Origin of the sequence: Kitasatospora phosalacinea, from assembly GCF_030268885.1 — a bacterium.
Lineage (GTDB): Bacteria > Actinomycetota > Actinomycetes > Streptomycetales > Streptomycetaceae > Kitasatospora > Kitasatospora phosalacinea_C.
Map to the genome: position 1 here is coordinate 240341 of NZ_BSSA01000008.1, position 24270 is coordinate 264610.

Consider the following 24270-nt stretch of genomic DNA (forward strand, 5'->3'; position numbering starts at 1 on the left):
CGTCGTCAGAGGGTGTCGACCCAGTTGGTCAGCAGGGCGGCTCCGGCGTCGCCGGACTTCTCGGGGTGGAACTGGGTGGCCCACAGCGGGCCGTTCTCCACGGCGGCGACGAACGGCTGCCCGTGGGTGGCCCAGGTCACCCTGGGGGCGCGGATCTTCTCGGAGTGGGTCTCCAGCACCCAGTGCCGCACGCCGTAGGAGTGGACGAAGTAGAACCGGGTCTCCGGGTCCATCCCGGCGAACATCCGGCTGCCCTCGGGGGCGTCGACGGTGTTCCAGCCCATGTGCGGGACGATCGGGGCGTCCAGCGGCTCGACCACGCCGGGCCACTCGTCGCACCCGGCGGTCTCGACGCCGTGCTCGACGCCCTTCTCGAACAGGATCTGCATGCCGACGCAGATGCCGAGCACCGGTCGGCCGCCGGCCAGTCGGCGCCCGATGACCTGCTCGCCGCGGACGGCCCTCAGGCCGCGCATGCACGCCTCGAAGGCGCCGACGCCGGGCACCAGCAGCCCGTCGGCGTCCAGCGCCTCCTGGAAGTTCGAGGTGACGGTGACGGTGGCGCCGGTGCGCTCGACCGCGCGCTGGGCGGAGCGCAGGTTGCCGGAGCCGTAGTCCAGCACCACGACGTTCTTGGACATCTCGCGGTCTCCTAGTAGCGCATGATGCCGGCGGCCAGGCACATGGCCGAGGCGAAGCCGAGGACGAGGATGACGCTCTTGGGCTTCTCCTGCTTCCAGAACGACCAGACGCCGGCCGCGAAGAAGATCCCGAGGAAGATCAGGACGGAGGCCATCAGAGCGCGCCCTTGGTCGACGGCAGGATGCCCGCGGCGCGCGGGTCGCGCTCGGAGGCGTAGCGCAGCGCCCGGGCGAGCGCCTTGAACTGGCACTCGACGATGTGGTGGGCGTTGCGGCCGTACGGCACGTGCACGTGCAGGGCGACCTGGGCCTGGGCGACGAAGGACTCCAGGATGTGCCGGGTCATCGTGGTGTCGTAGGAGCCGATCATCGGGGCGATGTTCTCGGGCTCGGTGTGCACCAGGTACGGGCGGCCGGAGAGGTCGACGGTGACCTGGGCGAGCGACTCGTCCAGCGGGACGGTGCAGTTGCCGAAGCGGTAGATGCCGACCTTGTCGCCGAGCGCCTGCCTGAAGGCGGCGCCGAGCGCGAGGGCGGTGTCCTCGATGGTGTGGTGGGTGTCGATGTGCAGGTCGCCCTCGGTCTTGACGGTGAGGTCGAAGAGGCCGTGGCGGCCGAGCTGGTCGAGCATGTGGTCGTAGAACCCGACGCCCGTGGAGACGTCCGTCTTGCCGGTTCCGTCGAGGTCGATCTCGACCAGGACGGAGGTCTCCTTGGTGGTGCGTTCGACGCGGCCGATGCGGGACATGCGGGGTTACAGCTCCTTGCTCACGGTGGAGACGGCGCTCAGGAAGGCGTCGTTCTCGGCGGGGGTGCCGGCGGTGACGCGCAGCCAGCCGGGGACGCCGTTGTCGCGGATCAGCACGCCCTGGTCGAGGATCGCCCGCCACACCGCGTGGGTGTCGGCGAAGCGGCCGAACTGGACGAAGTTGGCGTCGGACTCGGTGACCTCGAAGCCGAGCCCGCGCAGGGCGCGCACCACCCGGTCGCGCTCCGACTTCAGCCGGTCGACGTAGCCGAGCAGGGTGTCGGTGTGCTCCAGGCAGGCCAGCGCGGTGGCCTGGGTGACGGCCGACAGGTGGTAGGGCAGCCGGACCAGCTGCACCGCGTCCACCACGGCCGGGTCGGCGGCGAGGTAGCCGAGCCGCAGCCCGGCCGCGCCGAACGCCTTGGACATGGTGCGGGAGACCACCAGGTTCGGGCGGCCCTCCAGCAGCGGCAGCAGCGAGGCGCGGTGCGAGAACTCGACGTACGCCTCGTCGACGACCACCATGCTGGGCCCGGCGGCCTGCGCGGCCTCGTACAGGGCGAGCACGGTCTCGGCCTCGACGGCGGTGCCGGTCGGGTTGTTCGGCGAGCAGACGAACACCACGTCCGGGCGCAGCTCGGCGATGGCCGCGCGGGCCGCGTCCACGTCGATGGTGAAGTCGGCGTTGCGCGGGCCGGAGACCCAGCCGGTGCCGGTGCCGCGGGCGATCAGGGCGTGCATCGAGTACGAGGGCTCGAAGCCGATCGCGGTGCGGCCGGGCCCGCCGAAGGTCTGCAGCAGCTGCTGGAGCACCTCGTTGGAGCCGTTGGCGGCCCACACCTGCTCGGCGCCGACGGCGAAGCCGGTGGTGTCGGTGAGGTACTTCGCCAGGCCGGTGCGCAGCTCGACCGCGTCCCGGTCCGGGTAGCGGTTGAGGTTCCGGGCGGCCTCGGCGACCCGCTCGGCGATCCGGGCGACCAGCGGCTCGGGCAGCGGGTACGGGTTCTCGTTGGTGTTGAGCTGGACGGGCACGTCCAACTGCGGTGCGCCGTAAGGGGACTGGCCGCGCAGCTCGTCCCGGACGGGGAGGTCGTCGATCTTCGTCACGTGCCGGGAACCGTCCAGTCGAATCGGGCCTTGATGGCGTCGCCGTGGCCGGGCAGGTCCTCGGCCTCGGACAGGTTGACCACGTGCGCGGCGATCCCGGCCAGCGCCTCGCGGTCGTACTCGACGACCTGGACGCCGCGCAGGAAGGTCTGCACGGACAGGCCGGAGGAGTGGCAGGCGCAGCCGCCGGTGGGCAGCACGTGGTTGGAGCCGGCCGCGTAGTCGCCCAGCGAGACGGGGGTGAAGCGGCCGAGGAAGATCGCGCCCGCGTTGCGGACCCGCTCGGAGACGGCGTGCGGGTCGGCGGTCTGGATCTCCAGGTGCTCGGCGGCGTAGGCGTTGACCACGGCCAGGCCCTGCTCCAGGTCGTCGACCAGGATGATCCCGGACTGCGGGCCGCCGAGCGCCTCGGCCACCCGCTCGGAGTGCCGGGTGCGGGCGACCTGCGCCTTCAGCTCGGCCTCCACCGCGTCGGCCAGCAGCGGCGAGGCGGTGACCAGCACGGAGCCGGAGGTGGGGCCGTGCTCGGCCTGGCTGATCAGGTCGGCGGCGACCTCCGCGGCGTCCGCGGTGTCGTCGGCGAGGACCATGATCTCGGTCGGGCCGGCCTCCGAGTCGATGCCGATCCGGCCCGCGAACAGACGCTTGGCGGCGGCGACGTAGATGTTGCCGGGGCCGGTGACCAGGTTGACCGGCGCGCACTCCTCGGTGCCGAGGGCGAACATCGCCACCGCCTGGGCGCCGCCGACCGCGTAGACCTCGTCGACGCCGAGCAGCGCGCAGGCGGCCAGGATGGTCGGGTGGACGCGGCCGCCGAACGCCTTCTGCGGCGGGGAGGTGACGGCGATCCCGGCCACCCCGGCCTCCTGGGCGGGCACCACGTTCATCACCACGGAGGACGGGTAGACGGCGAGGCCGCCGGGCACGTACAGGCCGACCCGGTCGACCGGCACCCAGCGCTGGGTGACGGTGCCGCCGGGCACCACCCGCGTGGTGTGCCCGACCCGGCGCTGGTCGGCGTGGACGGCGCGGGCGCGGCGGATCGACTCCTCCAGGGCGGCGCGGACCTTCGGGTCCAGCTGCTCCAGCGCCTCGGCGATCTGCCCGGCCGGGACGCGGGTCGACTCCAGCCGGACGCCGTCGAAGCGCTCGGTGATCTCGATCAGCGCCGCGACCCCGCGATGGCGCACGTCCTCCGCGATCGGCCGGACCTTCTCCAGGGCGGCTTCGACGTCGAACTCGGCACGGGGCAGCACGTCGCGCGGGTCCGTGGAGGAGCCGCGGAGGTCGATTCGAGAGATCACAGGCCCAAGTGTAAGGAGTGGCGAAAAGCGACAGCCCGGCATTTCAGTCCGTGATACGAAGGGTGAGACGGAACCAAGATCATCAGGGGGAGCGGTGGAGCAGGCGCCGGACGACTGGACCGACACCGAGCGCGGCCTGTGGGACGCCTTCCGGCACGGCGAGGTGTACGACCTGCGGGCCGGGGACGGGCCCGCCGAACTGCTGCTGCCCGCCCCCGCCGGGCAGGCCGTGCGCCCCGACGGCGAGGGCCTCGGCCCCGACGACCCGTTCACCGCCGCCGCGTGGGGCCCGGAGCGCACCGTCCGCGCCGAGGTGATCGCCCGGCTGCTGCTGCACGGCCCGGAGGCCGCCCCCGGCAAGGTCACCGCGCTCAAGCTCACCGGCGCCCGGATCACCGGCGAGTTCACCCTGGCGGGCGGCCGGATCGGCTGCTACGTCGAGTTCCAGCTCTGCCGCTTCGAACGCAAGCTGCTGCTCTCCGAGGCCACCGCGGGCACCCTGCGGATCGTCTCCTGCGCCCTCCCCCGGCTGGAGGCGTCCCGGCTGGCCAGCGAGGGCGACGTCCACCTCGCCCGCTGCGGCATACCCGGCGGCATCCGCCTCACCGACGCCCGGATCGGCACCGACCTGCTGCTCAACCAGACCGCCGTCGGCCCCGACGCGTACGGGCGGGCGGTCTCCGCCGACGGGATCGCGATCAACCAGGACTGCGAGGCCGAGCGCCTCGACCTGCTGGGCGAGCTCAGCCTGCGCTCGGCCCGGATCGGCGGCCGCCTCTCGCTGCGCGGCGGCTCGCTGCGGGCCGTCGGCGCCCACAACCCGAACGCGCTCAACGCGGCCCGGATCACCGTCGGCCACACCCTGTACCTGTCGGGTTCCGAGGACGCCAACTGGACGGGCTCGCGCAGCGTCTACGGCTCCGGCTACGGCGAGTCCACCTTCACCGGCGACCACGGGGACACCACCCACACGCCGTTCCGCTCCTGGGGCAAGGTCCGGCTCTCCGACGGGCGCTTCGACAACGCCTGCCTGATCACCGGCGCCGAGTTCCACCTCGGCGAGGGCGAGGAGCTCGCGCTCAGCCGGATCCAGACCCCCGAGCTCCGCTTCACCTGCGACACCCCGCCCACCGGCACCGTCAGCCTCAACCGGGCCCGGATCGGCAACCTGGTCGACGCCCCCTCCGCCTGGCCCACCGAGCACCACGTCTCGCTGACCGGCTTCAGCTACGAGTCGCTCCGCCCCGCCGTGCCCTTCCCGCTGGAGCGCCGGATCGCCTGGGTCGACTCCGGCCAGGAGTTCCGCCCCGAGGCGTACGAGCAGCTCGCCGCCGCCCTGCGCCGCGACGGCGCCGACGAGGACGCCCGCACCGTCCTGTACGCCAAGCAGCGCCGCCGCCGCCGCACCCTGCCGCTGCCCGGCCGGCTCTGGGGCCACCTCCAGGACGCCGCCGTCGGCTACGGCTACCGCCCCGGCCGGGCCGCCACCTGGCTGGTCCTCGCCTGGCTGCTCGGCACCGCCTACTTCGCCGAACACAGGCCCGCGCCGGTCAAGCCGGACGAGTCCGTGCTGTGGAACCCGGCCCTGTACGCGGCCGGCAAGGTCCTCCCGCTGATCGACCTCGGCCAGAACGGCTGGAACCCCGACCGCCCCGGCCAGTGGGTCGCCACCGCCCTCGTGCTGACCGGCTGGGTGCTCGCCACCACCGCCGTCGCGGGCGTCACCAGGCTGCTCCAGCGCGGCTGACGCCCCCGGCCGGGGACGAACTGCGGCGCGGCGGCGGCCCGCCGCCAACTACGCTGTCCGCCGTGACTGATCGGCTCCCGCTCTTCCCGCTGAACACGGTCCTGTACCCGGGCCTGGTGATGCCCCTGCACGTCTTCGAGGAGCGCTACCGCCGCTTGGTCGCCGACCTGCTGCAGCAGCCCGAGGACGCCCCGCGCCGCTTCGGCGTGGTCGCGATCAAGGACGGCCGGGAGACCGCGCCCGTCCGCGAACTCGACGACCCGGCAGGCCCGTTGGACGGCATCGGCACGCCCGGCGGCGACCCGCTGGACGCCCTCTACCCGGTCGGCTGCGTCGCCGACGTGGCCTCCGTCCGGGAGCAGCCCGAGGGCCGCTACGAGCTCCTGGTCACCGGCACCACCCGGTTCCGGCTGCGCGCCCTCGACGCCACCGGCCCCTACCTGGTCGGCGAGGTCTCCGTCCTGCCCGAGGAGCCCGGCGAGGGCTCCGGCGCGCTCGCCGCGGGCGTGGAACGCGCCTTCCGCACCTACCAGAAGCGCCTGGCCGGGGCCCGCGAGGCCACCCTCAGCGGCGAAGCCGAGCTCCCCGACGACCCGCAGGTCCTCTCCTATCTGGTCGCCGCCGCCACCTCGCTCCCCACCAAGGTCAAGCAGGAGCTCCTCGCCTGCCCCGACAACGCCCAGCGGCTCACCCGCGAACTCGCCCTGCTCCGCCACGAGAGCGCGGTCCTCGCCAAACTCCCCTCCCTGCCCGCCGTCGACCTCACCCGCCAGGCGTTCAGCCCCAACTGAGGACCCCCCCTTGGCCAAGAAGAAGACCACCGGCGGCACCCCCGCCACCGTCGCCCTCGACACCGCGGGCGTCCCGTTCACCGTCCACGAGTACGCCCACGACCCGGCCGCCGCCTCGTACGGCGCCGAGGCCGCCGAGGCGATGGGCGTCTCCCCCGACCGGGTGTTCAAGACCCTGCTCGCCGAGACCGACGGCACCCTCGCCGTCGCCGTCGTCCCGGTCTCCGGCCAGCTCGACCTCAAGGCCCTCGCCGCCGCCCTCGGCACCAAGCGCGCCGCCATGGCCGACCCGGCCGCCGCCGAACGCTCCACCGGCTACGTGGTCGGCGGCATCTCCCCGCTCGGCCAGCGCCGCAAGCTGCGCACCGTCGTCGACTCCGGCGCCCTCGCCCACCCCACCGTCTTCGTCTCCGCGGGCAAACGCGGCACCGAGGTCGAACTCGCCCCCGCCGACCTCGTCCGCCTCACCGCGGCCCTCACCGCCCCCATCGCGAAGCCCTGAGCGGGCGCCCCGCCAGAGAGCGCACCGTCAGGGGCGCGGGGAACTGCGCGCAGCGGGAGTGGACCGTCAGCAAGATCGCGAAGGAAGCAGTGACCCGCCGCCCCCTCGCGGCCCCGCTGCGCGTGCCTGCCCGCTCGCGCAGTTCCCGCAGCCCGTCAGCCGGTCACCCCTTGTCGAGCGGAGGCCCTTGCCCCGGCGCCGCGGGCCCCGGCGTCGCCCAGTACGGCGGCCGGTCCGGCTCCCGCTTCCCGAAGGCCGCGGAGAGGAAGAGCAGCACGATCATCGCCGTCATCGGCCAGACCATCAGCGCCCCCTTCGCGGTGAGCTCCAGCGGCCCGTCGAAGGTGCCGCCGTTGCCGACCGAGAGCGCGTGGGCCCGCAGGTCGGGGGTGGCGCCGAGGTGGGTGCCGAGCTGCCAGGCGATCACCGAGCCGAGCAGGCCGCCCGCGGCCAGGCCGACCGCGACGGCGATGCCGCCGCCGCGGGCCCGGGTCCACAGGAAGGCGCCCAGCGAGGTGAGCACGCCGAGCCCGAGCCCCAGCAGGGAGAAGACGCCGACCGCGCCGATCAGCTCCTCGCCCTCCGGGTCGCGGTAGAGGATGTGGTTGTCCTGGACGGCGTAGCCGACCCGGGGGGCGAGCCAGAGCCACAGCAGCCCGAGGACGACGCCGAGGACCGCCCCGGCGGCGGTGACGACCGCTCCGATCCGCAGTTCGGGGCCGAGCGGCGGCCGCTCCGCCCGGGCGGGCGGCTGCGGCGGGAAGACCGGGGCGTAGGGGTCCGGCCCGGGCGTGCTGCCCGCAGGTGTGTTCGGTACGGTCACGACCCCATCGTTTCACGACGGGCCCGGAAGCTGTCGATCTCCGCCGGGCAACGACCGCGTGCGGAACCCGCGGCCCCCGCGGCCCCGGCCGCCCTCAGCGCGCCGCCCGCCGGTACGCCCAGGTGGCGAGGGTCAGCGCGACCAGGCCGACCGCGCCGCAGACGCCGAGGTCGAGCAGGACGCGGGCCCAGTCGGGGTGCGGGGCGAAGGTGAGGGCGAAGGCGTCCACCCCGTAGCTGGAGGGGAGCAGGTCGCGCAGCCACTGCACCGGCCCGGGCAGCCGGGAGGCGGGCAGGACGCCGAGCAGCAGGGCCGCGGACATGCCGAGCTGTCCGGCGAGGGTGGCCAGCTCCTGGCGGGGGGCGAGCAGCCCGAGCGCGGCGCCGAGCCCGGCGAGCGCGGCACCGGCGAGCGGGACGACGGCGAGCAGGATCCACAGCCGGGCGACCGGCAGGTCGAACATCCAGCTGCCGATCCCGGCCGTCACGAGGACCCCGGGGACGGTGAAGGAGGCGTACGCGGCGGCGGTGCCGAGGACCACGGAGGCGGGCGGCACCGGCAGGGTCGCGTAGTGGTCGAGGCCGCCGGTGGCGCGGAGCCTGCCGAAGTACTGGGCGAGCAGGTTGAGCGCGACGAAGGCGACCACCAGGACGGCGGAGCCCGCCACCACGGCGTGCGCGGAGGGGTTGTCGCCGGGGTCGACGACCCCGCGCATCATGACCAGGATGCCGACGGACTGGAAGGTCGCGACGAACAGCAGCGGGATCCGGGAGACCTTGGCGCGGGCCAGCTGGGCCCGGTAGACCGCGGCCAGCGCGGGCAGCAGCCGGGCGGCGGGGGCGAGCGGGGCGGGGGCGGTGGCGACGGCGGGGGTGTCGAGCAGCGTCATCGGGCGAGTCCTCCGGTCCGGCCGCCGAGCCGGAGGTAGGCGTCCTCCAGGGTGGGGGTGGCGAGGGTGAAGTCGTCGAGGGCGGCGAAGGCGGGGCCGGTGGTGACGGCGGCGACCAGTTCGCGGGCCTCGTCGGGGGTGGTGCGCAGGGTCCAGCGGCGGCCGGTGCGCTCGGCGCGTTCGGCGAGCGCGGCGACGGCGGGGACGGTGAGCGGGGCGTCGGTGCGCCAGACCAGGTCGAGCCGGACGTGGCCGTCGACGAGGGCCTTGAGGCCGCCGGGCGTGTCGCAGGCGATGACCCGGCCCGCGTCGATCACGGCGACCCGGTCGAGGACGGTCTCGGCCTCGATGACGTTGTGGGTGACCAGCAGCACGGTGGTGCCGCGTTCGGCCCGGCGGCGGTCGACGGCGCTCCAGACCGCGCGGCGGGCGACGGGGTCCATGCCGGTGGTGGGTTCGTCCAGGACGAGCAGCGGGCGTTCGCCGACCAGGACGGCGGCGAAGCAGGCGAGGCGGCGCTGGCCGCCGGAGAGCTTGGCGAGCGGGCGGTGGGCGATCGCCTCCAGGCCGAGCTCGGTGACCACCTCGGCGGTCTCGGCGCGGGCGGCGGCCCGGGTGAGGCCGCGCAGGCGGCCGGTGGTCTCGGCGGCCAGGGCGACGGTGAGCTCGTCGAGGGCGGTGGACTCCTGGCCGAGGTAGCCGAGCAGCCGGGCGGCCCGCTCGGGGTGCCGGACGACGTCGTGGCCGAGCAGCTCGATGCGCCCGGCGTCGGGGCGGAGCAGGCCGGTGAGCTGGCGCACCAGGGTGGACTTCCCGGCGCCGTTGGGGCCGAGCAGGCCGAAGACCTCGCCGCGCCGGACGTCGAGGTCGATGCCGTCGTTGGCCCTGACCTCGGTGCCGCCCGTCCGGTAGGTCTTGACCAGGCCGCTGACCGTGCAGCAGCCCTGAGGTGCCTTGCTCACGTCGGAAGACTCTACGCGCCGTAAGGGGCGTTCCGGACACGCGGGGTCCGGGCGGCGCCCCGGGCGTCAGTCCTCCTGCCGGGCCTCCGGGGGGTGCCGGGCGTCGGGGACGCGGGCGGCGAGCTCCTTCCAGAAGCCCTCCCGGATCGCGTACCTGTCCTGTTCGTCGATCTGGTCCTCCTTGTGCGCGAGCAGGCCGAACCGGGCGGCGTAGCGCAGCAGTTCGCCGTCCAGGCGGTGCGGGATGCGCGGGTGGTCGGTCCACAGCAGCCCGGGGCGCTCGGCGGCGGGGAGGCGGTCGAGCCAGCGGCGGGCGAAGACCTGGCCGACCTCCTGCGGGTCGCCGCCGACGCTGGTGATGTCCTCCTCGCGGTCCGCCCAGCGCTGGGCGGAGGTGGTGAGCCGGTCCAGGGTGGGCAGGGCGTCGGCGGCGGTGGCGGTGTCGGCGCGGTCGACCCAGCCGCGGTCGGAGGACCAGCGCAGCACCGGCCCGACGGGCGCGGCCACGGGGGCGGGAGCAGGGGCGGGCGGGCCGGTGGCGGCGCGCCCGGCGAGGTCCTTGGGGGTGGGGATGACCCGCAGCGGGGCCCCGCGGGACGGGGCGGGGGCCGCGGCGGCGACGGCGGGCGCGGGCACCAGCGGGACGGGACGGGGGCGGGGCGCGGCGGTGGGCAGCACCGCGACCGGCAGCACCCGGGGGACGGGCTCGGCGGTCTCCTTGGGGCGGGCCCAGCGCTCGATCCACTGCCGGTCCAGCACCCGGCGCTCGTCGGCCTCGCCGACCAGCTCCTCGGACTGGTTGAAGTCCCCGTCCGCGGCCTCCAGCGCCCACAGGTGGACGGCCACGCCGTGCTCCTTCGCGGAGACGACGCCGGGCAGCAGGTCCCCGTCGCCGGTGACCAGCACCACGTCGGCGCAGGCGTGGTTGCGGGCGAGCTCGCTGAGCTCGGCGTGCATCGCCGCGTCCACGCCCTTCTGCACCCAGCGGCCCTCCGCCCTGGTCAGCGCGCCCAGCCGGACGGTGACCCGGGGCAGCACCCGCAGCCTGCGGTGCTCGGGGGCCGGACGGCGGTCGACGGCCGCGTCGAACCAGTAGATCCGCAGCAGCGGCAGACCGGTCTCCTCCTCGGCCCGCTCGCGCAGCGCACCGATCAGCACCGGGTGGTCGACGGCGATCCGGGAACGGCCCGGCTCCCCCGCGAGCAGGCTGGCGGCCGCGCCCAGCAGGTAGCCCGCGTCGACCAGGACGACGCAGCGGTCCATCTCCGGCACCTCCTCCTCGGCCCGGCCCCGGCGGTGGGGCCCCGCCCGACGGCCCGGCGACCGTTGGGCACACCTTTACCCCCCGTTCGCCCGCCGAACCGCCCACACCCGCCCCACCGACCCCACCCTTCGAACCCACCCCGACCCCCACCGCCCCCGCCCCACCGACCCACCCCTCCCACTCGCTCCAGCCCGCCGCCAGGCGCCCCCCACCCCCAACCCCCACCGGCCCCGCCCCACCGACCCTGGATACTGGGACACCGTGCGGAAGAGTGCGGTGGCGTTGTGCGCGGTGGCGGCGGTCGGGGCGGTCGCCGTCGTGCTGGTGCCCGCGACCGCGCCGGAGACGTCCAGCGGGGACACCGCGCTGGTGTCGGTCGTGGTCAACCAGGGCCGGACGGTCGAGCTGGGCCCGGCCGAGACCCGTACGGTCACGGTCGAGGTGACGGCGCGCGACGACTCCGGCATCCGCGCGGTGGACCCGATCGGCCTGTGGGGCCCGAACTACGCGGTGCTGAAGGTGGGCCCGATGACCTGCACCCCGCTGGACGGGTCCGGGACGACGGCCCGCTGCCGCGGTGAGGCGACGGTCGCCGCGACCGCCCGGGCGCTCTTCGACGACCAGGCCGGGAGCTGGTTCGTCGACCTGCGGGTCCGGGCCCGCGACGGTGACCGCTACGTGTCGAAGAACGCCGCCGGCTTCTCCCTCAAGCGCACCGCCCTGATCGACCTGGCCGACGCCCCGGCCCGGGCGACCACCGGGGAGGCGGTGACCGTCCGGGGCCGGTTGCAGCGCGCCGACTGGGACAGCAACGCCGTCATCCCGCAGCAGGGCGCCACCGCGTACCTGCAGTTCCGTCCGGCCGGGAGCAGCACCTGGACCACCCTGGCCGCCGCCACCACGGACGCCGGGGGCGCACTGTCGCTGAACGTCCCGGTCCGCGGGTCGGGGACGTTCCAGTGGTACGCGCCGGGCGACAAGTGGACGACCTCCGCGGTGTCCGCGGAGCTGCCGCTGGCGGCCGACGGGACGACGGCGCACCCGGGTCAGTGAGCGGGCGGGACGCCGAAGGGCCCCGGGCGGCGACCCGGGGCCCTCACGGCACGACACGGCACGGCACGACCCGAGGGTCAGCCGCGCAGCTCCTGCGCGACCAGCTCGGCGATCTGCACGGCGTTGAGGGCCGCACCCTTGCGCAGGTTGTCGTTGGACAGGAAGAGCGACAGCCCGTGCTCGACGGTCTCGTCGGCGCGGATCCGGCCGACGTAGCTCGGGTCCTGGCCCGCGGCCTGCAGCGGGGTCGGGATGTCGGTGAGCACGACGCCGGGGGCGCCGGTCAGCAGCTCGACGGCGCGCTCGGGGGCGAGCGGGCGGGCGAAGCGGGCGTTGACCTGCAGCGAGTGGCCGGTGAAGACCGGGACGCGCACGCAGGTGCCGGAGACCTTGAGCTCGGGGATGCCGAGGATCTTGCGGCTCTCGTGGCGGAGCTTCTGCTCCTCGTCGGTCTCGTTGCTGCCGTCGTCGACGATCGACCCGGCGAGCGGGACGACGTTGAAGGCGATCGGGCGCTGGTAGACGCCGGGCGCCGGGTACTCGACGGCGGCGCCGTCGTGGACGAGGGCGGTGGCCCCGTCGACGACCTTGCGGGCCTGCTCGTGCAGCTCGGAGACGCCGGCCAGGCCGGAGCCGGAGACCGCCTGGTAGGTGGAGACCACCAGGGCGACCAGCTCGGACTCCTCGTGCAGCGGGCGCAGCACGGGCATCGCGGCCATGGTGGTGCAGTTCGGGTTGGCGATGATGCCCTTGGGGCGCTCGGCGATCGCGTCGGGGTTGACCTCGGCGACGACCAGCGGGACCTCGGGGTCGCGGCGCCAGGCGGAGGAGTTGTCGATGACGACGGCTCCGGCGGCGGCGACCTTGGGGGCCAGCGCCTTGGAGGTGGCGCCGCCCGCCGAGAAGATCACGATGTCCAGGCCGCTGTAGTCGGCCGTGGCGGCGTCCTCGACGGTGACCTCGGTGTCCTTCCAGGGCAGGGTGCGCCCCGCCGAGCGGGCCGAGGCGAACAGCCGCAGCTGCTCGACCGGGCCCAATCCACCAGACAAATCAGCGCGCTCCGCCAGGATCTCGCGGACCACGCCGCCGACCTGACCGGTGGCACCTACGATGCCGATCCTCATCCGTCTCTCCTCCTGCTACCGGTTGTGCCGGTTGTCCCGGCCCATCATGCCTTGTCAGAGCGGGTTTCGGCGGGGGTGTCCCAAAGCGTGAACGCTTGCCGTCCGGGGCGGCAATCCCTCCTGCGCGGGCCCCTTCCCACCGGAAATCCTGCGTGCGGTCCGCCGCCGCTCAGGCGTGCGCGAGCAGCGGCAGTCGCACCGCAGGGGTCGGGATGCGCCCGGCTCGGTGCAGCAGTGCCTTGAGCGCGGTCGGGTTGGGCCCGGCGAAGGCGGCGCGGGAGACCGCGGCGAGTTCGGCGCCGAGCTTGCGGGCGAGGGCGGCGTCGCCGTCCTGCCAGGCCCGGTGCAGGGCGACGAAGCGGGCGGTCTCCAGGTGGGCGGAGGCGAGGATGCCGCCGTCGGCGCCGAGCGCGAGCAGCGGGGAGAGGAACAGGTCGTCCCCGGCCATGACGCCGCGCGGGGAGGCGGCCAGCAGGGCGACGGTCTCCTCGTCGATGCCGCCGGGCGCGTACTTGACCCCGGCCACCGCGGGCAGCGCGAGCAGCTCCAGCAGGGTGGCGGCGTCCAGCGGCTGCCCGGTGCGGTACGGGATGTGGTAGATCACCAGCGGCAGCGGGCTGCTCCCGGCGAGGGCCCGGAAGTGGGCGAGGACGCCGGCCGCGCCGGGGCGGACGAAGGCGGGGACGGCGACCAGGGCGGCGTCGGCCCGGCCGTCCAGGGCGGTGAGGGCTTCGGCGGTGCGGGCGGTGCCGCCGTGCCCGGCGCCGACGGTGAGCACGGCGCCGTACTCGTGGGTGACGCGGCGGCAGAGCCCGATCACCGCGTCCTGTTCGGCGTCGGTCAGCGAGCCGGGCTCGCCGGTGGTGCCGAGGGCGACCAGTCCGGCCGCTCCGGCCTCCAGGCTGTCGCGGGCCAGCCGTTCCAGGGCGTCGAGGGCGAGGGCGCCGTCGGCGTCGAAGGGCGTGACCAGGGGGACGTGGATGCCGTGGAGTTCCATGCGGGAAGCCTGCCGGGCGGCGACCGTGCAGGTCCAGTTCACGTTTCCGATGCTTCTCGTAAGCTGGGCCGATGCTCGATGTGCGAAGGTTGCGGTTGCTGCGCGAACTGGCCCACCACGGGACGATCGCGGCGGTCGCGGAGGCGTTGGCGTTCAGCCCTTCGGCGGTGTCCCAGCAGCTGTCGGTGCTGGAGCGGGAGGCGGGGGTGCCGCTGCTGGAGCGGACGGGGCGGCGGGTGGCGCTGACCCCGGCGGGGCGGAACCTGGTGCGGCACACCGAGGCGGTGCTGGAGCTGCTGGAGCGGGCGGACGCCGAGCTGGCGCACGCCCGGCGGGGACTGGCGGGGCCGCTGCGGATCGGCGCCTTCCCGTCCGCGGTGCGCGCCCTGGTGCCCGCGGCGCTGGCCGAACTGTCCTCCCGGCACCCGGAGTTGGAGGCGATGGTGAGCGAGGTGGACCCGGCGGCGGTGGCGGGGGCGCTGCGCGCGGGCGAGTTGGACGTGGCCCTGGTGCACGAGTACGACCTGGTGCCGGGCGAGCCGGAGGACGGGATCGCGCTGACCGGCCCGGTGTTCGCCGAGCCGCTGTACCTGGCGGCCGGTTCGGCGGGCACCCTGGCCGGGCACCGGGAGAGCCCGTGGATCGTCTCCCCGCCGGGGACGCTCTGCCACGCGATGGTCCAACGGGTGTGCCAGTCGGCGGGGTTCAGCCCGCGGGTGCGCCACCGGGTGGACGACTTCGCCGCCCAGCTGGCCCTGGTCGCGGTGGGTCAGGGCGTGGCGCTGGTGCCGCACCTGGGGACCGACCGGTGTCCGCCGGGCGTGGTGCTGACCCGCCTGCCGCTGTACCGGCGCACCCGCACCGCCTTCCGCTCCGGCAGCGCCGCGCACCCGGCGGTGGCGGCGTTCGCGGCGGCCCTGCACGCGGCCGTCCCGGCCGAACTCCGCTCGGCCTGACCCTCCCGCCGTTCACGGTCGGTCGCTAGCCTTCCGCCATGCATCAGTTGAACGAGCAGCAGGAACAGCCGGGCCGGTTCGGCCCGGACGCCACGGTGGAGGTCCGGGCCGAGGGCGTGGGCCCGGTGCGCACCGAGTACGCACCGGACCACGACGGCGACCCGGACCCGGGCGAGATCGTCTGGACGTGGGTGCCGTACGAGGAGAACGACGGGCGGGGCAAGGACCGGCCGGTGCTGGTGGTGGCGCGGGAGCCGGGCGGTTCGCTGCTGACGGTGATGCTGTCCAGCAAGGGGCACGACGACGACCGGGACTGGGTGCCGCTGGGCGCGGGCCCGTGGGACCGCAGCGGGCGGGACTCCTGGGTGGCGCTGGACCGGGTGTTCCGGGTCCGCGACGGCGGGATGCGGCGCGAGGCGTGCGCCCTGGACCGGGCCCGTTTCCAGCTGGTCGTCGACGCGTTGCGGCGCCGTTACCGCTGGCACTGAGTAACGATTGTCGGATCATCCTTCCCCGTTCACCCCCGTACCGGTACAACGGCTCCAGGATTCCCCACAGTTGAGCTGGAGTCGCACGCATGAGCAGCAACACCCCTCCCGGATACGGGCCTCCGCAGGAGCCGTACGGCCAGTACCCGCAGGGCGCGGGGTTCCCGGGCTGGCTGGCCCCGCCCCCGCCGCCCGGCGTGCAGCCCGCCCCGGGCACCCGGGTGCTGGCCGCGCCGGTGGACCGCTTCCTGGCCCGCCTGATCGACCTGGCGGTCCTGCTCATCCCGCTGATCGTCGTCAACCTGATCTCGCCGAGCATCTTCGTCTACTACCTGCTCGCCGCGGTCGTCCTGGTCGGCTACGAGGGCGGCATGCTGCTGACCCAGCACGGCCAGACCGTCGGCAAGAAGGCGATGAAGCTGCGCGTGGTCAGCGCGGCCCACGGCGGGCGTCCGACCGACAACGAGCTGTGGACCCGGGCCGGCGTCTACGGCGGCCCGGGCCTGGTCCCGGTCGTCGGCGGCCTGTTCTCGCTGGTCAACTGCCTGTCCCTGCTGTGGGACAAGCCGCTCCAGCAGTGCTTCCACGACAAGGCCGCCAAGACCCTGGTGGTCAAGGAGGCCTGACCGCCCCGACGTGCGCGGGGGCCCCGGCGGAGATCACGCTCCGCCGGGGCCCCCGCGCACGCTCAGCCGGCCAGGCAGCTCGGCCCGAGCAGCTGCTTGAGGTCGCCGAACAGCGCCGGGTCGGACTTGACCCGGTGCCGGTCGAGCCGCAGCACCACCGTCTTGCTCCGGCCGCGCAGGTGGACGTGGACCTCGGTGCTGCCCTTGTGGTGGGTGAGCACCTCGCGGAGCCGGCCGACGATCGGCGGGGTCAGCTTGTTCTCCGGCACGGTGATCACGATCGGCAGCTGCGCCCCGACGTTGCTCAGGTCGGGCACCGACAGCTCCATGCCCATCAGCCGCGGCACGTCCTCCCGCTTGTCGAGCTTGCCGCGGACGAACACCACGGCGTCCTCGACCAGTTGGGAGGAGACCAGCTGGTAGCTGGCGGGGAAGAACATGCAGTCGATCGAGCCCGCCAGGTCCTCGACGGTGGCGATCGCCCAGGCGTTGCCCTGCTTGGTCATCTTGCGCTGCAGGCCGGAGATGATGCCGCCGATGGTGACGATGCTGCCGTCGGGCCGGTCGGCCAGGTCGGCGACCGCGCAGTCCGCCTTATCGGCGAGCACGTGCTCGATGCCGTGCAGCGGGTGCGAGGAGACGTACAGGCCGAGCATCTCGCGCTCCTGGGTGAGCAGGAAGGACTTCTCCCACTCCTCCTCGGAGAACACCACGTCCAGCCCGAAGGACGGCTCGTCCGAGACGGAGTCGCCCCCGAAGAGGTCGAACTGCCCCTCGGCCTCCTTGCGCTTGATCCCCACCACGTTGTCGATCATCGGCTCGAACTGGGCGCTCAGGCCCTTGCGGGTGTGTCCGAGCGAGTCGAACGCCCCGGCCTTGATCAGCGATTCGACGGTGCGCTTGTTGCACACCACCGACTCGACCTTCTCCAGGAAGTCCGGGAAGGAGGTGTACTTCCCCTTGGCCCTGCGGGTGCGGATCATCGACTCCACCACCGGCCCGCCGACGTTGCGGATCGCGGTCAGGCCGAACCGGACGGTGTCGCTGCCGTGCGGGGTGAAGTCGGCGTCCGACTCGTTGACGTCCGGCGGGAGCACCTGGATGCCCATCTTGCGGCACTCGTTGAGGTAGACCGCGGACTTGTCCTTGTCGTCCTTGACCGAGGTGAGCAGCGCCGACATGTACTCGGCCGGGTAGTTGGCCTTCAGGTAGGCCGTCCAGTACGAGACCAGCCCGTAGCCCGCGGTGTGCGCCTTGTTGAAGGCGTAGCCGGAGAACGGGACGAGCACGTCCCACACCGCCTGGATCGCCGCGTCCGAGTAGCCGCGCTCCCGGCAGCCCTTCTGGAACGGGACGAACTCGGCCTCCAGGATCTCCTTCTTCTTCTTGCCCATCGCGCGGCGCAGCAGGTCGGCCTGGCCGAGCGAGTAGCCGGCCAGGATCTGCGCGGCCTTCTGCACCTGCTCCTGGTAGACGATCAGGCCGTAGGTGGGTTCGAGGATCTCCCGGAGCGGTTCCTCCAGCTCGGGGTGGATCGGGGTGATCTCCTGCTGTCCGTTCTTGCGCAGCGCGTAGTTGGTGTGCGAGTTGACGCCCATCGGGCCGGGCCGGTACAGCGCCAGGACGGCGGAGATGTCCTCGAAGTTGTCGGGCTTCATCAGGCGCAGCAGCGAGCGCATCGGACCGCCGTCGAGCTGGAAGACGCCCAGCGTGTCGCCGCGGGCGAGCAGTTCGTAGGCGGGCTTGTCGTCCAGCGGCAGCTGGAGCAGCTCGATCTTGACGCCCTTGTTCTTCTCGATCGCCTTGACCGCGTCGTCCATGATCGTCAGGTTGCGCAGGCCGAGGAAGTCCATCTTGAGGAGCCCGAGGCCCTCGCAGGTGGGGTAGTCGAACTGGGTGATGGTGACGCCGTCGGTGTGCCGGGTCCACACCGGGATGTGGTCGGTCAGCGGCTCGGCCGACATGATCACGCCCGCCGCGTGCACGCCGGGCTGGCGGATCAGGCCCTCGATGCCGCGGGCGGTGTCGATCACCTTGCGGACGTCGGGGTCGTTCTCGTACAGGCTGCGGATCTCGCCCGCCTCGCCGTAGCGGGGGTGCGAGGGGTCGGTGATGCCGGACAGCGGGATGCCCTTGCCCATCACGTCCGGCGGCATCGCCTTGGTGATCCGGTCGCCCATCGCGTACGGGTAGCCCAGGACCCGGGAGGAGTCCTTGATCGCGGCCTTCGCCTTGATGGTGCCGTACGTGACGATCATGGCGACCTTGTCGGCGCCCCACTTCTCGGTCACGTAGCGGATCACGTCGCCGCGCCGGCGCTCGTCGAAGTCGATGTCGACGTCGGGCATCGAGATGCGCTCGGGGTTGAGGAAGCGCTCGAAGATCAGGCCGTGCGGGATCGGGTCGAGGTCGGTGATGCCCATCGCGTAGGCGACCAGCGAACCGGCCGCCGAACCGCGGCCCGGGCCGACCGCGATGCCCTGGCTCTTGGCCCACATGATGAAGTCCGCGACCACCAGGAAGTACGCCGGGAACCCCATCTGGACGATGGTGTCCATCTCGTACTCGGCGAGCTTGCGGTGCTCCTCGTCGTAGCCGTTCGGGAAGCGCCAGTCCATGCCCTCCCAGACCTTGGACCGGAAGAACTCCGCCTCGGACGCGAAGCCCTCCGGGATCGGGAAGCGCGGCATCAGGTTCTTGAACTGGAACATGCCCTCGGTGTCGACCCGCTGGGCGACCAGCAGCTGGCTGTTGCGGCAGCCCTCCTGCCAGACGTCCGAGGAGTCCAGGGCGTACATCTCGGCGGCCGACTTGATGTAGTAGCCGGTGCCGTCGAACCGGAAGCGGTCCGGGTCGGAGAGGTTCTTGCCGGTCTGCACGCACAGCAGCAGGTCGTGCGCGCCCGCGTCGGCCTCGGTGGTGTAGTGCGAGTCGTTGGTGACCACCGGCGGGATGTTCAGCTTCCGGCTGATCTCGACCAGCCCGTCGCGGACCCGCCGCTCGATCTCCAGGCCGTGGTCCATCAGCTCCAGGAAGTAGTTCTCCCTGCCGAAGATCTCCTGGTACTCGCCCGCCGACCGGAGCGCCTCGTCGAACTGCCCCAGCCGCAGCCGGGTCTGCACCTCGCCGGACGGGCAGCCGGTGGTGGCCATCAGGCCCGCCGCGTGCTCGGCGATGATCTCCTTGTCCATCCGGGGCCACTTCACCAGCCAGCCCTCCGCGTAGGAGCGCGAGGTCAGCTTGAAGAGGTTGTGCAGGCCCTCCTTGTTCCGGGCCCAGATGGTCTTGTGGGTGTACGCGCCGGACGCCGAGACGTCGTCCTTCTTCTGGTGCGGCTGGCCCCACAGCACGCGCTTGGTGTTGGTCCGGGAGTCCGGGGCGACGTACGCCTCGATGCCGATCACCGGGGTGATGCCCGCCGCGGTGGCCTGCTTGTGGAACTCCGCGGCGCCGTACATGTTGCCGTGGTCGGTCATCGCGACGTGGGTCTGGCCGAGCCGCTCGACCTCCTGGAAGAGCTGCTTCAACCGGGCGGCGCCGTCCAGCATCGAGTACTCGGTGTGGACGTGCAGGTGCGCGTACGGCTGGTCGCTCAAGGCGGGGCCTCCGGGGTCCTGGGAGAGGGCTGAAACACGTGCGGCCCGAGCCACCACCACGGCTCGGACCACGGCTTCCGGGATCGCGCCCCCGAGTCTAATCCTCCGCGGAGCCCTCCCGCGGAGCCCCGGCCGTCCTGACGGGCTGTTAGCTTGGGCCGTCCCCGCGACCGCCCCGCCCGCCCGCCAGGAGGCCCCGTGACACCCGCCCGCACGCTCTCCGACCGCGAGCTGACCGCCTCCTACTTCGGCCGCCAGCTGCTGCACCGCACCGGGGCGCCGGACGCCGCCGCGGCGGTGACCCGGCTGACCGCGCTGCAGGCCCAGTACTCGCCCTCCCCGCACCTGGCGCTGTGGACCCGGCTGCCCGGCTTCGACCACCGGCAGCTGGAGGCCGCGCTGCTGGACGGCACGGTGGTCAAGTCGACGCTGATGCGCGGCACCCTGCACCTCGTCCCCGGCGCCGACTACGGGCACTTCGCCGCGGCCTGGCGCCGCCGCTGGCTGACCGAGCTGCGCGGACGGCACAGGGACGCCGACCTGGACGAGGCCGCCCTGGAGGCCTCGCTGCGGGCCTTCGCCGCCGTCCCGCGCAGTGCCGAGGAGCTGCGCGAGCACACCGCCGCGGCCTCCGGCGGCCGGGTGCGCACCGCGGACCTGCTGCACTACCCGCGGGCGCTGCTCCCGCTGGTGCACGTCGCCCCGTCCGGGCACTGGCGGGCGCACGGCAAGCCCCGGATGGTCCTGTGGAACGGCGAGCTGCCGCCCGAACCGGCCGCCACCGCCCGCCTGCTGCGCCGCTACCTGGCGGGCTACGGCCCGGCCTCGCGCGCCGACCTCGCGCACTTCACCGGGCTGCGGCTGCGCCAGGTCGACCCGGCGCTGGCCGAGCTGGACGGGGCCGACGGGCTGGTCCGCTACCGGGCCGAGGACGGCCGCGAGCTGCTCGACCTGCCCGACGCCCCGCCGCCCGCCGAACCGGACGGCGAGCTGCCGGTGCGCTTCCTGCCGAAGTGGGACGCCGCCCTGCTCTCGCACGCCGACCGCACCCGGATGCTGCCCGCCGCGATCCACCAGCAGGTCTACCGGGCCGTCAACGGGACGCTGCTGGCCTCCTACCTGGTGGACGGCCTGGTCGCGGGCGTGTGGGAGCACGCGTGCGAGCGCGGCACGGCCGTCCTCACCCTCACCCCGCTGCTGCCGCACGGCCGCCGCCCGGAGCTGGAGCGGGAGGGCGAGCGGCTGCTGGCCTTCCTGGAGCCGGACGCGGACGCCCGCCGGGTGGTGTTCGCGTCCTGAGGCGGCCCCCCTCAGCCCTGCGCGTCCAGCTCCGCCAGGAAGGCCAGCGCGGCCGCCCAGGTCCGCTCGGCGGCCTCGGCGTCGTGGTCGGGCAGGTCGGGGTCGGTGTACAGGTGCCCGGCGCCGCGGTAGCGGTGCACCTCGACGTCGGCCCCGGCCCGGGTCATCAGCAGGTACCAGGTGTTCAGCCAGTCCTCGGACTCGAACGCGTCCGGCTCGGCGACGTGCAGCTGCACCGGGATCTCCGTCGCGGCGTCCTCCCGCAGGTCGGAGGTGCCGTGCAGGAGCAGCAGGCCGCGGGCCTGCTCGTCGGCGAGCGCCAGGTTCTGCGCCAGCGACCCGCCGAGCGAGAACCCGGCGTACACCAGCCCGCCCCGGGCCGGCAGCAGCGGGGCGACGGCCCCGACGGCCCGGCGCAGCAACTCGTCGTTGCCGACCCGGTCGCGGTACGCCATGCCCTCCTCCAGCTCGTCGAAGGTCTCCCCCTCGTACAGGTCGGGGGTGTGCACGGTGTGCCCGGCGGCGCGCAGCCGGTCGGCGGCCGCGGCGACGGCGGGGCGCAGGCCGTACGCGGAGTGGAACAGGACGATCTCGGCCACGGGTCGGGCTCCTCGGTGCTGCGGGTGCGGTCCCACCATGATCGCCCATCCCGGGACGCGCGGCGGCCCGGCCCACCGGTGCGGTGGGCCGGGCCGTTCGGTGCGGGCGGGCTCAGAAGCTCGCGCTGACGGTGACGCCGGCGAAGTCCTGGCCGGCGGCGTGGAGGCTGACGAAGTTCCAGCCCTCGGCGGGGTTGGCGACGGTCAGGGTCTCGGTGTTGCCGCTGTTGGTGGACTTGGCGGTGTTGGCGCCGGTGGTCGCCCAGGTGGCCGCGTCGTAGTACAGGTCGGCGTTGCCGGTGCCGCCGGAGGCGTTGACCTTCAGGCTGGCGGTGCCGGCCGGGATCCACACGTAGAAGTACGCGTAGTCGCCCTTGACGGCCGAGACGTTGCTGCGGACGCAGCCCTTGTCGAGCCGGCGGGTGTCCGCGGCGGTGCACTCGCCGCCGTTGCCGGGCGGGGTGGTGGCGGTGCCGGTGGCGGCGGTGACGGAGACGCCGGAGAACGGCTGGCCGCCGGCCGCGTGGAGGCTGACGTAGTTCCAGCCCTCGGCGGGGTTGGCGATGGTCAGGGTCTCGGTGTTGCCGCTGTTGGTGGACTTGGCGGTGTTGGCGCCGGTGGTGGCCCAGGTGGCCGCGTTGTAGTACAGGTCGGCGTTGCCGGTGCCGCCGCTGGAGCTGACGGTCAGGCTGGCGGTGCCGGCCGGGACCCACAGGTAGAAGTACGCGTAGTCGCCCGCCGCGGCGGAGGCGTCCTTGCGGGTGCAGCCGAGGTCGATCTGCTGGGGGCTGGCCGAGGTGCAGTCGCCGCCGGGGGTGGTGGGCGGGGTGGTGCCGGAGCCCTTGCCGCAGGCGCCGGCGTTGCAGGCGGTCAGCCAGGTGTCGAAGTCGGCGTCGTAGCGGGTGCCGACGGTGGTCTTCAGGATGCTGCGGGCGCCGGCCCAGTCGCCGGTGCGGTACTCGGCCAGGACGGCGTCCATGTCGGAGCGGCGCTGCTCCAGCATGTAGCGGACGGCCAGGTAGCCCCAGTTGTAGATCCGGGTCTGGTCGGCGTTGTCGTAGGTGGTGTCGAACAGGGTGGACAGCGCGTAGGTGTGCCGGCCGGCCTGGTCGATCGCGGCGGTGTAGTCGGCGCCCCGGTAGCCGTAGTTGACGTACTCGGCGAAGCCCTCGACCCACCAGACGGTCGGGGTGGTCATCCCGGCGTCGAAGTCGCCGTACATGTCGAACCGGCCGTCGAGGAAGTGGGTGTACTCGTGGTTGAGGTTCCAGATCTGGAAGTCCGGGCGGACCCACTCGGCCTCGTAGGCGATGAACCGGGGCTGGTTGCCGGCCGCGGCCGGGTCGCCCTCCAGGTACATGCCGCCGTTGTTGGTGGAGATGCCGAAGACGATGCCCGCGTACTTCTGGTAGTCGCTGCTGGAGTGGAAGACCACCACGTCGATGGTGGTGTTCCGGTCGTCCGCGACCGGGCCGTTGTCCCTGGCCACGTTGTGGAAGTACGCGTCCTGGCCCTTGAGGCTGGTGCAGGCGGTGGCGAGCTGGTCGGCGGTCAGCGCCTGGGCGATGATCTCGATGCTGTTGCTGCAGGCGTAGTCGACGGTCAGCACCGCGGCCTTCACCCGGTTCGCCAGGTCGCAGGTGCCGTAGTACGCGCAGTTCGCCTTGTCGTAGCTGTCGGTCATCTCGGCCAGGCCCACCCACAGCGAGGCGGTGCTGCCGGTGATCGAGCTGCGGTCCAGCAGGCCCTTGACCATCGGGCGGACCTTGCCCTGCAGGTCCGGGTAGCGGAGGAAGCGGCCCAGCTCGCGGCCCGCGTTGGCGACCAGGAAGTCGTTGTTGCCGCCGAGCAGGCCGAAGTTGCGGGTGGCGAAGGACTGCAGGGTGTCCAGCGCCGCCGGGTCCGCCTCCACGGCGGGCAGGAAGTCGCTGTTCTGGTGGCCGCGCCAGTACACCGTGAAGGTGTTGTTGACGGCGTTGACCATGTACCAGGACGCGTCGTAGCTGCTGTCGTAGCCGTTCAGCAGCCGCTCGACGACCTTCAGGTAGCGGGCGTTCTCCAGCGAGCTGTCGATCAGGGTGACGGCCTCGCCGAGCGTCTCGCCGTTCGCGTCGGTGACGTCCCACGCGTGCCCGTTGGCGAAGAAGGCGTCCAGGCCGCCCTCGATCGCGCCCTTCAGGGCGCTGCCGTAGGTGCCCACCGCGTCCGCGTTGTACCACTGCACGTAGTAACCGGCCCGCAGGTACAGCACGACCTGGTGGGCCGAGGTGGAGTCGTCGCCCGGGTAGGCGGCGGACAGGTCGCGCAGCGCGTTGGCGACGGTCACCATCTGCGTCTCGTTGAAGGCCGCCTTCGCGTCGTTGCCCTTCAGCAGGAACAGCGAGTTGACGCAGTCCACGGTGGACGCCTTGATCTGCGCCACCAGGTCGGCACCGGAGCGACCGGTGAAGTCCGCGGCGTTGCAGGTCGTGGTCGCGGCGGGCACCTCGCCCGGCAGCCCGCCGGGCGCGCCCGGCACCGCCAGCGGCGGGCGCTTGCCGGCGTCCGAGCGGACGTTGCTGGCGGAGTCCTTGCGGCGTTCGGCCGCCGCGGAGTTCAGCGGGGCCTCCTTGCCCGCCTTCGCCGCCTTGTCGGCCGCGAGGGCCCGGGCGGCGGCCCCGGACTTCTCGGAGTTGGCCGGCTTCCGCTCGGCCTGGGTCGCCGCCCGGGCCCCCGGCGCCAGCGCGCCGAGGAACCCGAGGGCCATACAGAGGG

General features: G+C 73.6%; 21 protein-coding genes and 2 pseudogenes. 8 read left to right on the forward strand and 15 right to left on the reverse strand.

Annotated features, from left to right (window positions below):
- Window positions 1–5: 5 nt before the first annotated feature.
- Genes hisH through hisD form a run of 5 tightly spaced genes read right to left on the reverse strand, consistent with a single transcriptional unit; the run spans window position 6 to window position 3800 of the window.
- On the reverse strand, window positions 6–641 hold the full coding sequence (gene hisH, locus QSK52_RS14880) for an imidazole glycerol phosphate synthase subunit HisH (RefSeq protein WP_285736496.1): 636 nt from the start codon (window positions 639–641) through the stop codon (window positions 6–8).
- An 11-nt stretch (window positions 642–652) separates the two neighbouring features.
- Complete coding sequence (locus tag QSK52_RS14885) at window positions 653–796, reverse strand: hypothetical protein (RefSeq protein ID WP_285736497.1); 144 nt, start codon at window positions 794–796, stop codon at window positions 653–655.
- Window positions 796–1389: an imidazoleglycerol-phosphate dehydratase HisB gene (gene hisB / locus QSK52_RS14890; RefSeq protein WP_285736498.1), complete on the reverse strand. Its 594-nt coding sequence runs from the start codon at window positions 1387–1389 to the stop codon at window positions 796–798. The genes QSK52_RS14885 and hisB overlap by 1 nt, the downstream gene beginning before the upstream one ends.
- 6 nt (window positions 1390–1395) lie before the next feature.
- The gene (locus QSK52_RS14895) at window positions 1396–2496 is read right to left on the reverse strand and encodes a histidinol-phosphate transaminase (RefSeq protein ID WP_285736499.1); all 1101 of its coding nucleotides are present in this window, start codon (window positions 2494–2496) and stop codon (window positions 1396–1398) included.
- Complete coding sequence (gene hisD, locus QSK52_RS14900; RefSeq protein ID WP_285736500.1) at window positions 2493–3800, reverse strand: histidinol dehydrogenase; 1308 nt, start codon at window positions 3798–3800, stop codon at window positions 2493–2495. The genes QSK52_RS14895 and hisD overlap by 4 nt, the downstream gene beginning before the upstream one ends.
- Before the next feature lie 94 nt (window positions 3801–3894).
- Between hisD and QSK52_RS14905 the strand changes: the two genes are divergently transcribed.
- From QSK52_RS14905 to ybaK, 3 genes are all read left to right on the forward strand, one after another.
- Window positions 3895–5547: an oxidoreductase gene (locus tag QSK52_RS14905; protein WP_285736501.1), complete on the forward strand. Its 1653-nt coding sequence runs from the start codon at window positions 3895–3897 to the stop codon at window positions 5545–5547.
- Window positions 5548–5609: 62 nt separating this feature from the next.
- A complete protein-coding gene (locus QSK52_RS14910; RefSeq protein ID WP_285736502.1) occupies window positions 5610–6338 on the forward strand; it encodes an LON peptidase substrate-binding domain-containing protein in 729 nt (242 codons plus the stop codon).
- Between the two features lie 10 nt (window positions 6339–6348).
- On the forward strand, window positions 6349–6840 hold the full coding sequence (gene ybaK / locus QSK52_RS14915; protein ID WP_285736503.1) for a Cys-tRNA(Pro) deacylase: 492 nt from the start codon (window positions 6349–6351) through the stop codon (window positions 6838–6840).
- A gap of 163 nt (window positions 6841–7003) precedes the next feature.
- On the opposite strand, the gene QSK52_RS14920 is transcribed toward ybaK, so the two are convergent.
- The 4 genes from QSK52_RS14920 to QSK52_RS14935 form a co-directional block, all read right to left on the reverse strand.
- Window positions 7004–7663 carry a DUF2567 domain-containing protein gene (locus QSK52_RS14920; protein WP_285736504.1) on the reverse strand — a complete coding sequence of 220 codons (660 nt, stop codon included), beginning with the start codon at window positions 7661–7663 and terminating at the stop codon, window positions 7004–7006.
- Window positions 7664–7757: 94 nt separating this feature from the next.
- Window positions 7758–8552 (reverse strand): ABC transporter permease, encoded by a 795-nt coding sequence (locus QSK52_RS14925; RefSeq protein WP_285736505.1) that lies wholly within the window; start codon window positions 8550–8552, stop codon window positions 7758–7760.
- The gene (locus tag QSK52_RS14930) at window positions 8549–9514 is read right to left on the reverse strand and encodes an ABC transporter ATP-binding protein (RefSeq protein ID WP_435053254.1); all 966 of its coding nucleotides are present in this window, start codon (window positions 9512–9514) and stop codon (window positions 8549–8551) included. The genes QSK52_RS14925 and QSK52_RS14930 overlap by 4 nt, the downstream gene beginning before the upstream one ends.
- Window positions 9515–9580: 66 nt before the next feature.
- The gene (locus QSK52_RS14935) at window positions 9581–10777 is read right to left on the reverse strand and encodes an NYN domain-containing protein (RefSeq protein ID WP_285736506.1); all 1197 of its coding nucleotides are present in this window, start codon (window positions 10775–10777) and stop codon (window positions 9581–9583) included.
- A gap of 262 nt (window positions 10778–11039) precedes the next feature.
- Between QSK52_RS14935 and QSK52_RS14940 the strand changes: the two genes are divergently transcribed.
- On the forward strand, window positions 11040–11831 hold the full coding sequence (locus QSK52_RS14940; protein ID WP_285736507.1) for a hypothetical protein: 792 nt from the start codon (window positions 11040–11042) through the stop codon (window positions 11829–11831).
- Between the two features lie 77 nt (window positions 11832–11908).
- On the opposite strand, the gene QSK52_RS14945 is transcribed toward QSK52_RS14940, so the two are convergent.
- Both QSK52_RS14945 and QSK52_RS14950 read right to left on the reverse strand, forming a co-directional pair.
- Complete coding sequence (locus QSK52_RS14945; RefSeq protein ID WP_285736508.1) at window positions 11909–12955, reverse strand: aspartate-semialdehyde dehydrogenase; 1047 nt, start codon at window positions 12953–12955, stop codon at window positions 11909–11911.
- Window positions 12956–13124: 169 nt separating this feature from the next.
- Window positions 13125–13952, reverse strand: coding sequence for a dihydrodipicolinate synthase family protein (locus QSK52_RS14950; RefSeq protein WP_285736509.1), 828 nt, complete (start codon window positions 13950–13952; stop codon window positions 13125–13127).
- Between the two features lie 71 nt (window positions 13953–14023).
- On the opposite strand from QSK52_RS14950, the gene QSK52_RS14955 reads away from it, so the two are divergent.
- The 3 genes from QSK52_RS14955 (at window position 14024) to QSK52_RS14965 (ending at window position 16022) form a co-directional block, all read left to right on the forward strand.
- Window positions 14024–14908, forward strand: coding sequence for a LysR family transcriptional regulator (locus QSK52_RS14955; RefSeq protein ID WP_285736510.1), 885 nt, complete (start codon window positions 14024–14026; stop codon window positions 14906–14908).
- 38 nt (window positions 14909–14946) lie between these two features.
- Entirely contained in the window at window positions 14947–15396 is a 450-nt protein-coding gene (locus QSK52_RS14960) for a type II toxin-antitoxin system PemK/MazF family toxin (RefSeq protein WP_285736511.1), read from the forward strand.
- 89 nt (window positions 15397–15485) lie between these two features.
- Window positions 15486–16022: an RDD family protein gene (locus QSK52_RS14965; RefSeq protein ID WP_285736512.1), complete on the forward strand. Its 537-nt coding sequence runs from the start codon at window positions 15486–15488 to the stop codon at window positions 16020–16022.
- A 62-nt stretch (window positions 16023–16084) separates the two neighbouring features.
- On the opposite strand, the gene dnaE is transcribed toward QSK52_RS14965, so the two are convergent.
- Entirely contained in the window at window positions 16085–19618 is a 3534-nt protein-coding gene (gene dnaE / locus QSK52_RS14970; RefSeq protein WP_285736513.1) for a DNA polymerase III subunit alpha, read from the reverse strand.
- A gap of 198 nt (window positions 19619–19816) precedes the next feature.
- On the opposite strand from dnaE, the gene QSK52_RS14975 reads away from it, so the two are divergent.
- Window positions 19817–20917, forward strand: a complete 1101-nt coding sequence (locus QSK52_RS14975) for a winged helix DNA-binding domain-containing protein (protein ID WP_285736514.1) — start codon at window positions 19817–19819, stop codon at window positions 20915–20917.
- An 11-nt stretch (window positions 20918–20928) separates the two neighbouring features.
- Here the strand turns inward: QSK52_RS14975 and QSK52_RS14980 are convergent, their stop codons facing one another.
- From QSK52_RS14980 to QSK52_RS14985, 3 genes and pseudogenes are all read right to left on the reverse strand, one after another.
- Window positions 20929–21516: a dienelactone hydrolase family protein gene (locus QSK52_RS14980; protein ID WP_285736515.1), complete on the reverse strand. Its 588-nt coding sequence runs from the start codon at window positions 21514–21516 to the stop codon at window positions 20929–20931.
- 112 nt (window positions 21517–21628) lie between these two features.
- A pseudogene (locus QSK52_RS39670) lies at window positions 21629–21874 on the reverse strand (PPC domain-containing protein); the annotation flags it as partial.
- A 117-nt stretch (window positions 21875–21991) separates the two neighbouring features.
- Window positions 21992–24262, reverse strand: a pseudogene (locus QSK52_RS14985) (M9 family metallopeptidase); the annotation flags it as partial.
- Window positions 24263–24270: the final 8 nt, after the last annotated feature.

Excerpts from the sequence above, each read along its gene's own strand:
- QSK52_RS14945 (WP_285736508.1), bottom strand. The coding sequence starts at position 12,955 with ATGAGGATCGGCATCGTAGGTGCCACCGGTCAGGTCGGCGGCGTGGTC.
- QSK52_RS14935 (WP_285736506.1), bottom strand. The coding sequence starts at position 10,777 with ATGGACCGCTGCGTCGTCCTGGTCGACGCGGGCTACCTGCTGGGCGCG.
- QSK52_RS14960 (WP_285736511.1), top strand. The coding sequence starts at position 14,947 with ATGCATCAGTTGAACGAGCAGCAGGAACAGCCGGGCCGGTTCGGCCCG.
- QSK52_RS14965 (WP_285736512.1), top strand. The coding sequence starts at position 15,486 with ATGAGCAGCAACACCCCTCCCGGATACGGGCCTCCGCAGGAGCCGTAC.
- QSK52_RS14950 (WP_285736509.1), bottom strand. The coding sequence starts at position 13,952 with ATGGAACTCCACGGCATCCACGTCCCCCTGGTCACGCCCTTCGACGCC.
- QSK52_RS14955 (WP_285736510.1), top strand. The coding sequence starts at position 14,024 with ATGCTCGATGTGCGAAGGTTGCGGTTGCTGCGCGAACTGGCCCACCAC.
- QSK52_RS14925 (WP_285736505.1), bottom strand. The coding sequence starts at position 8,552 with ATGACGCTGCTCGACACCCCCGCCGTCGCCACCGCCCCCGCCCCGCTC.
- hisB (WP_285736498.1), bottom strand. The coding sequence starts at position 1,389 with ATGTCCCGCATCGGCCGCGTCGAACGCACCACCAAGGAGACCTCCGTC.
- QSK52_RS14885 (WP_285736497.1), bottom strand. The coding sequence starts at position 796 with ATGGCCTCCGTCCTGATCTTCCTCGGGATCTTCTTCGCGGCCGGCGTC.
- hisH (WP_285736496.1), bottom strand. The coding sequence starts at position 641 with ATGTCCAAGAACGTCGTGGTGCTGGACTACGGCTCCGGCAACCTGCGC.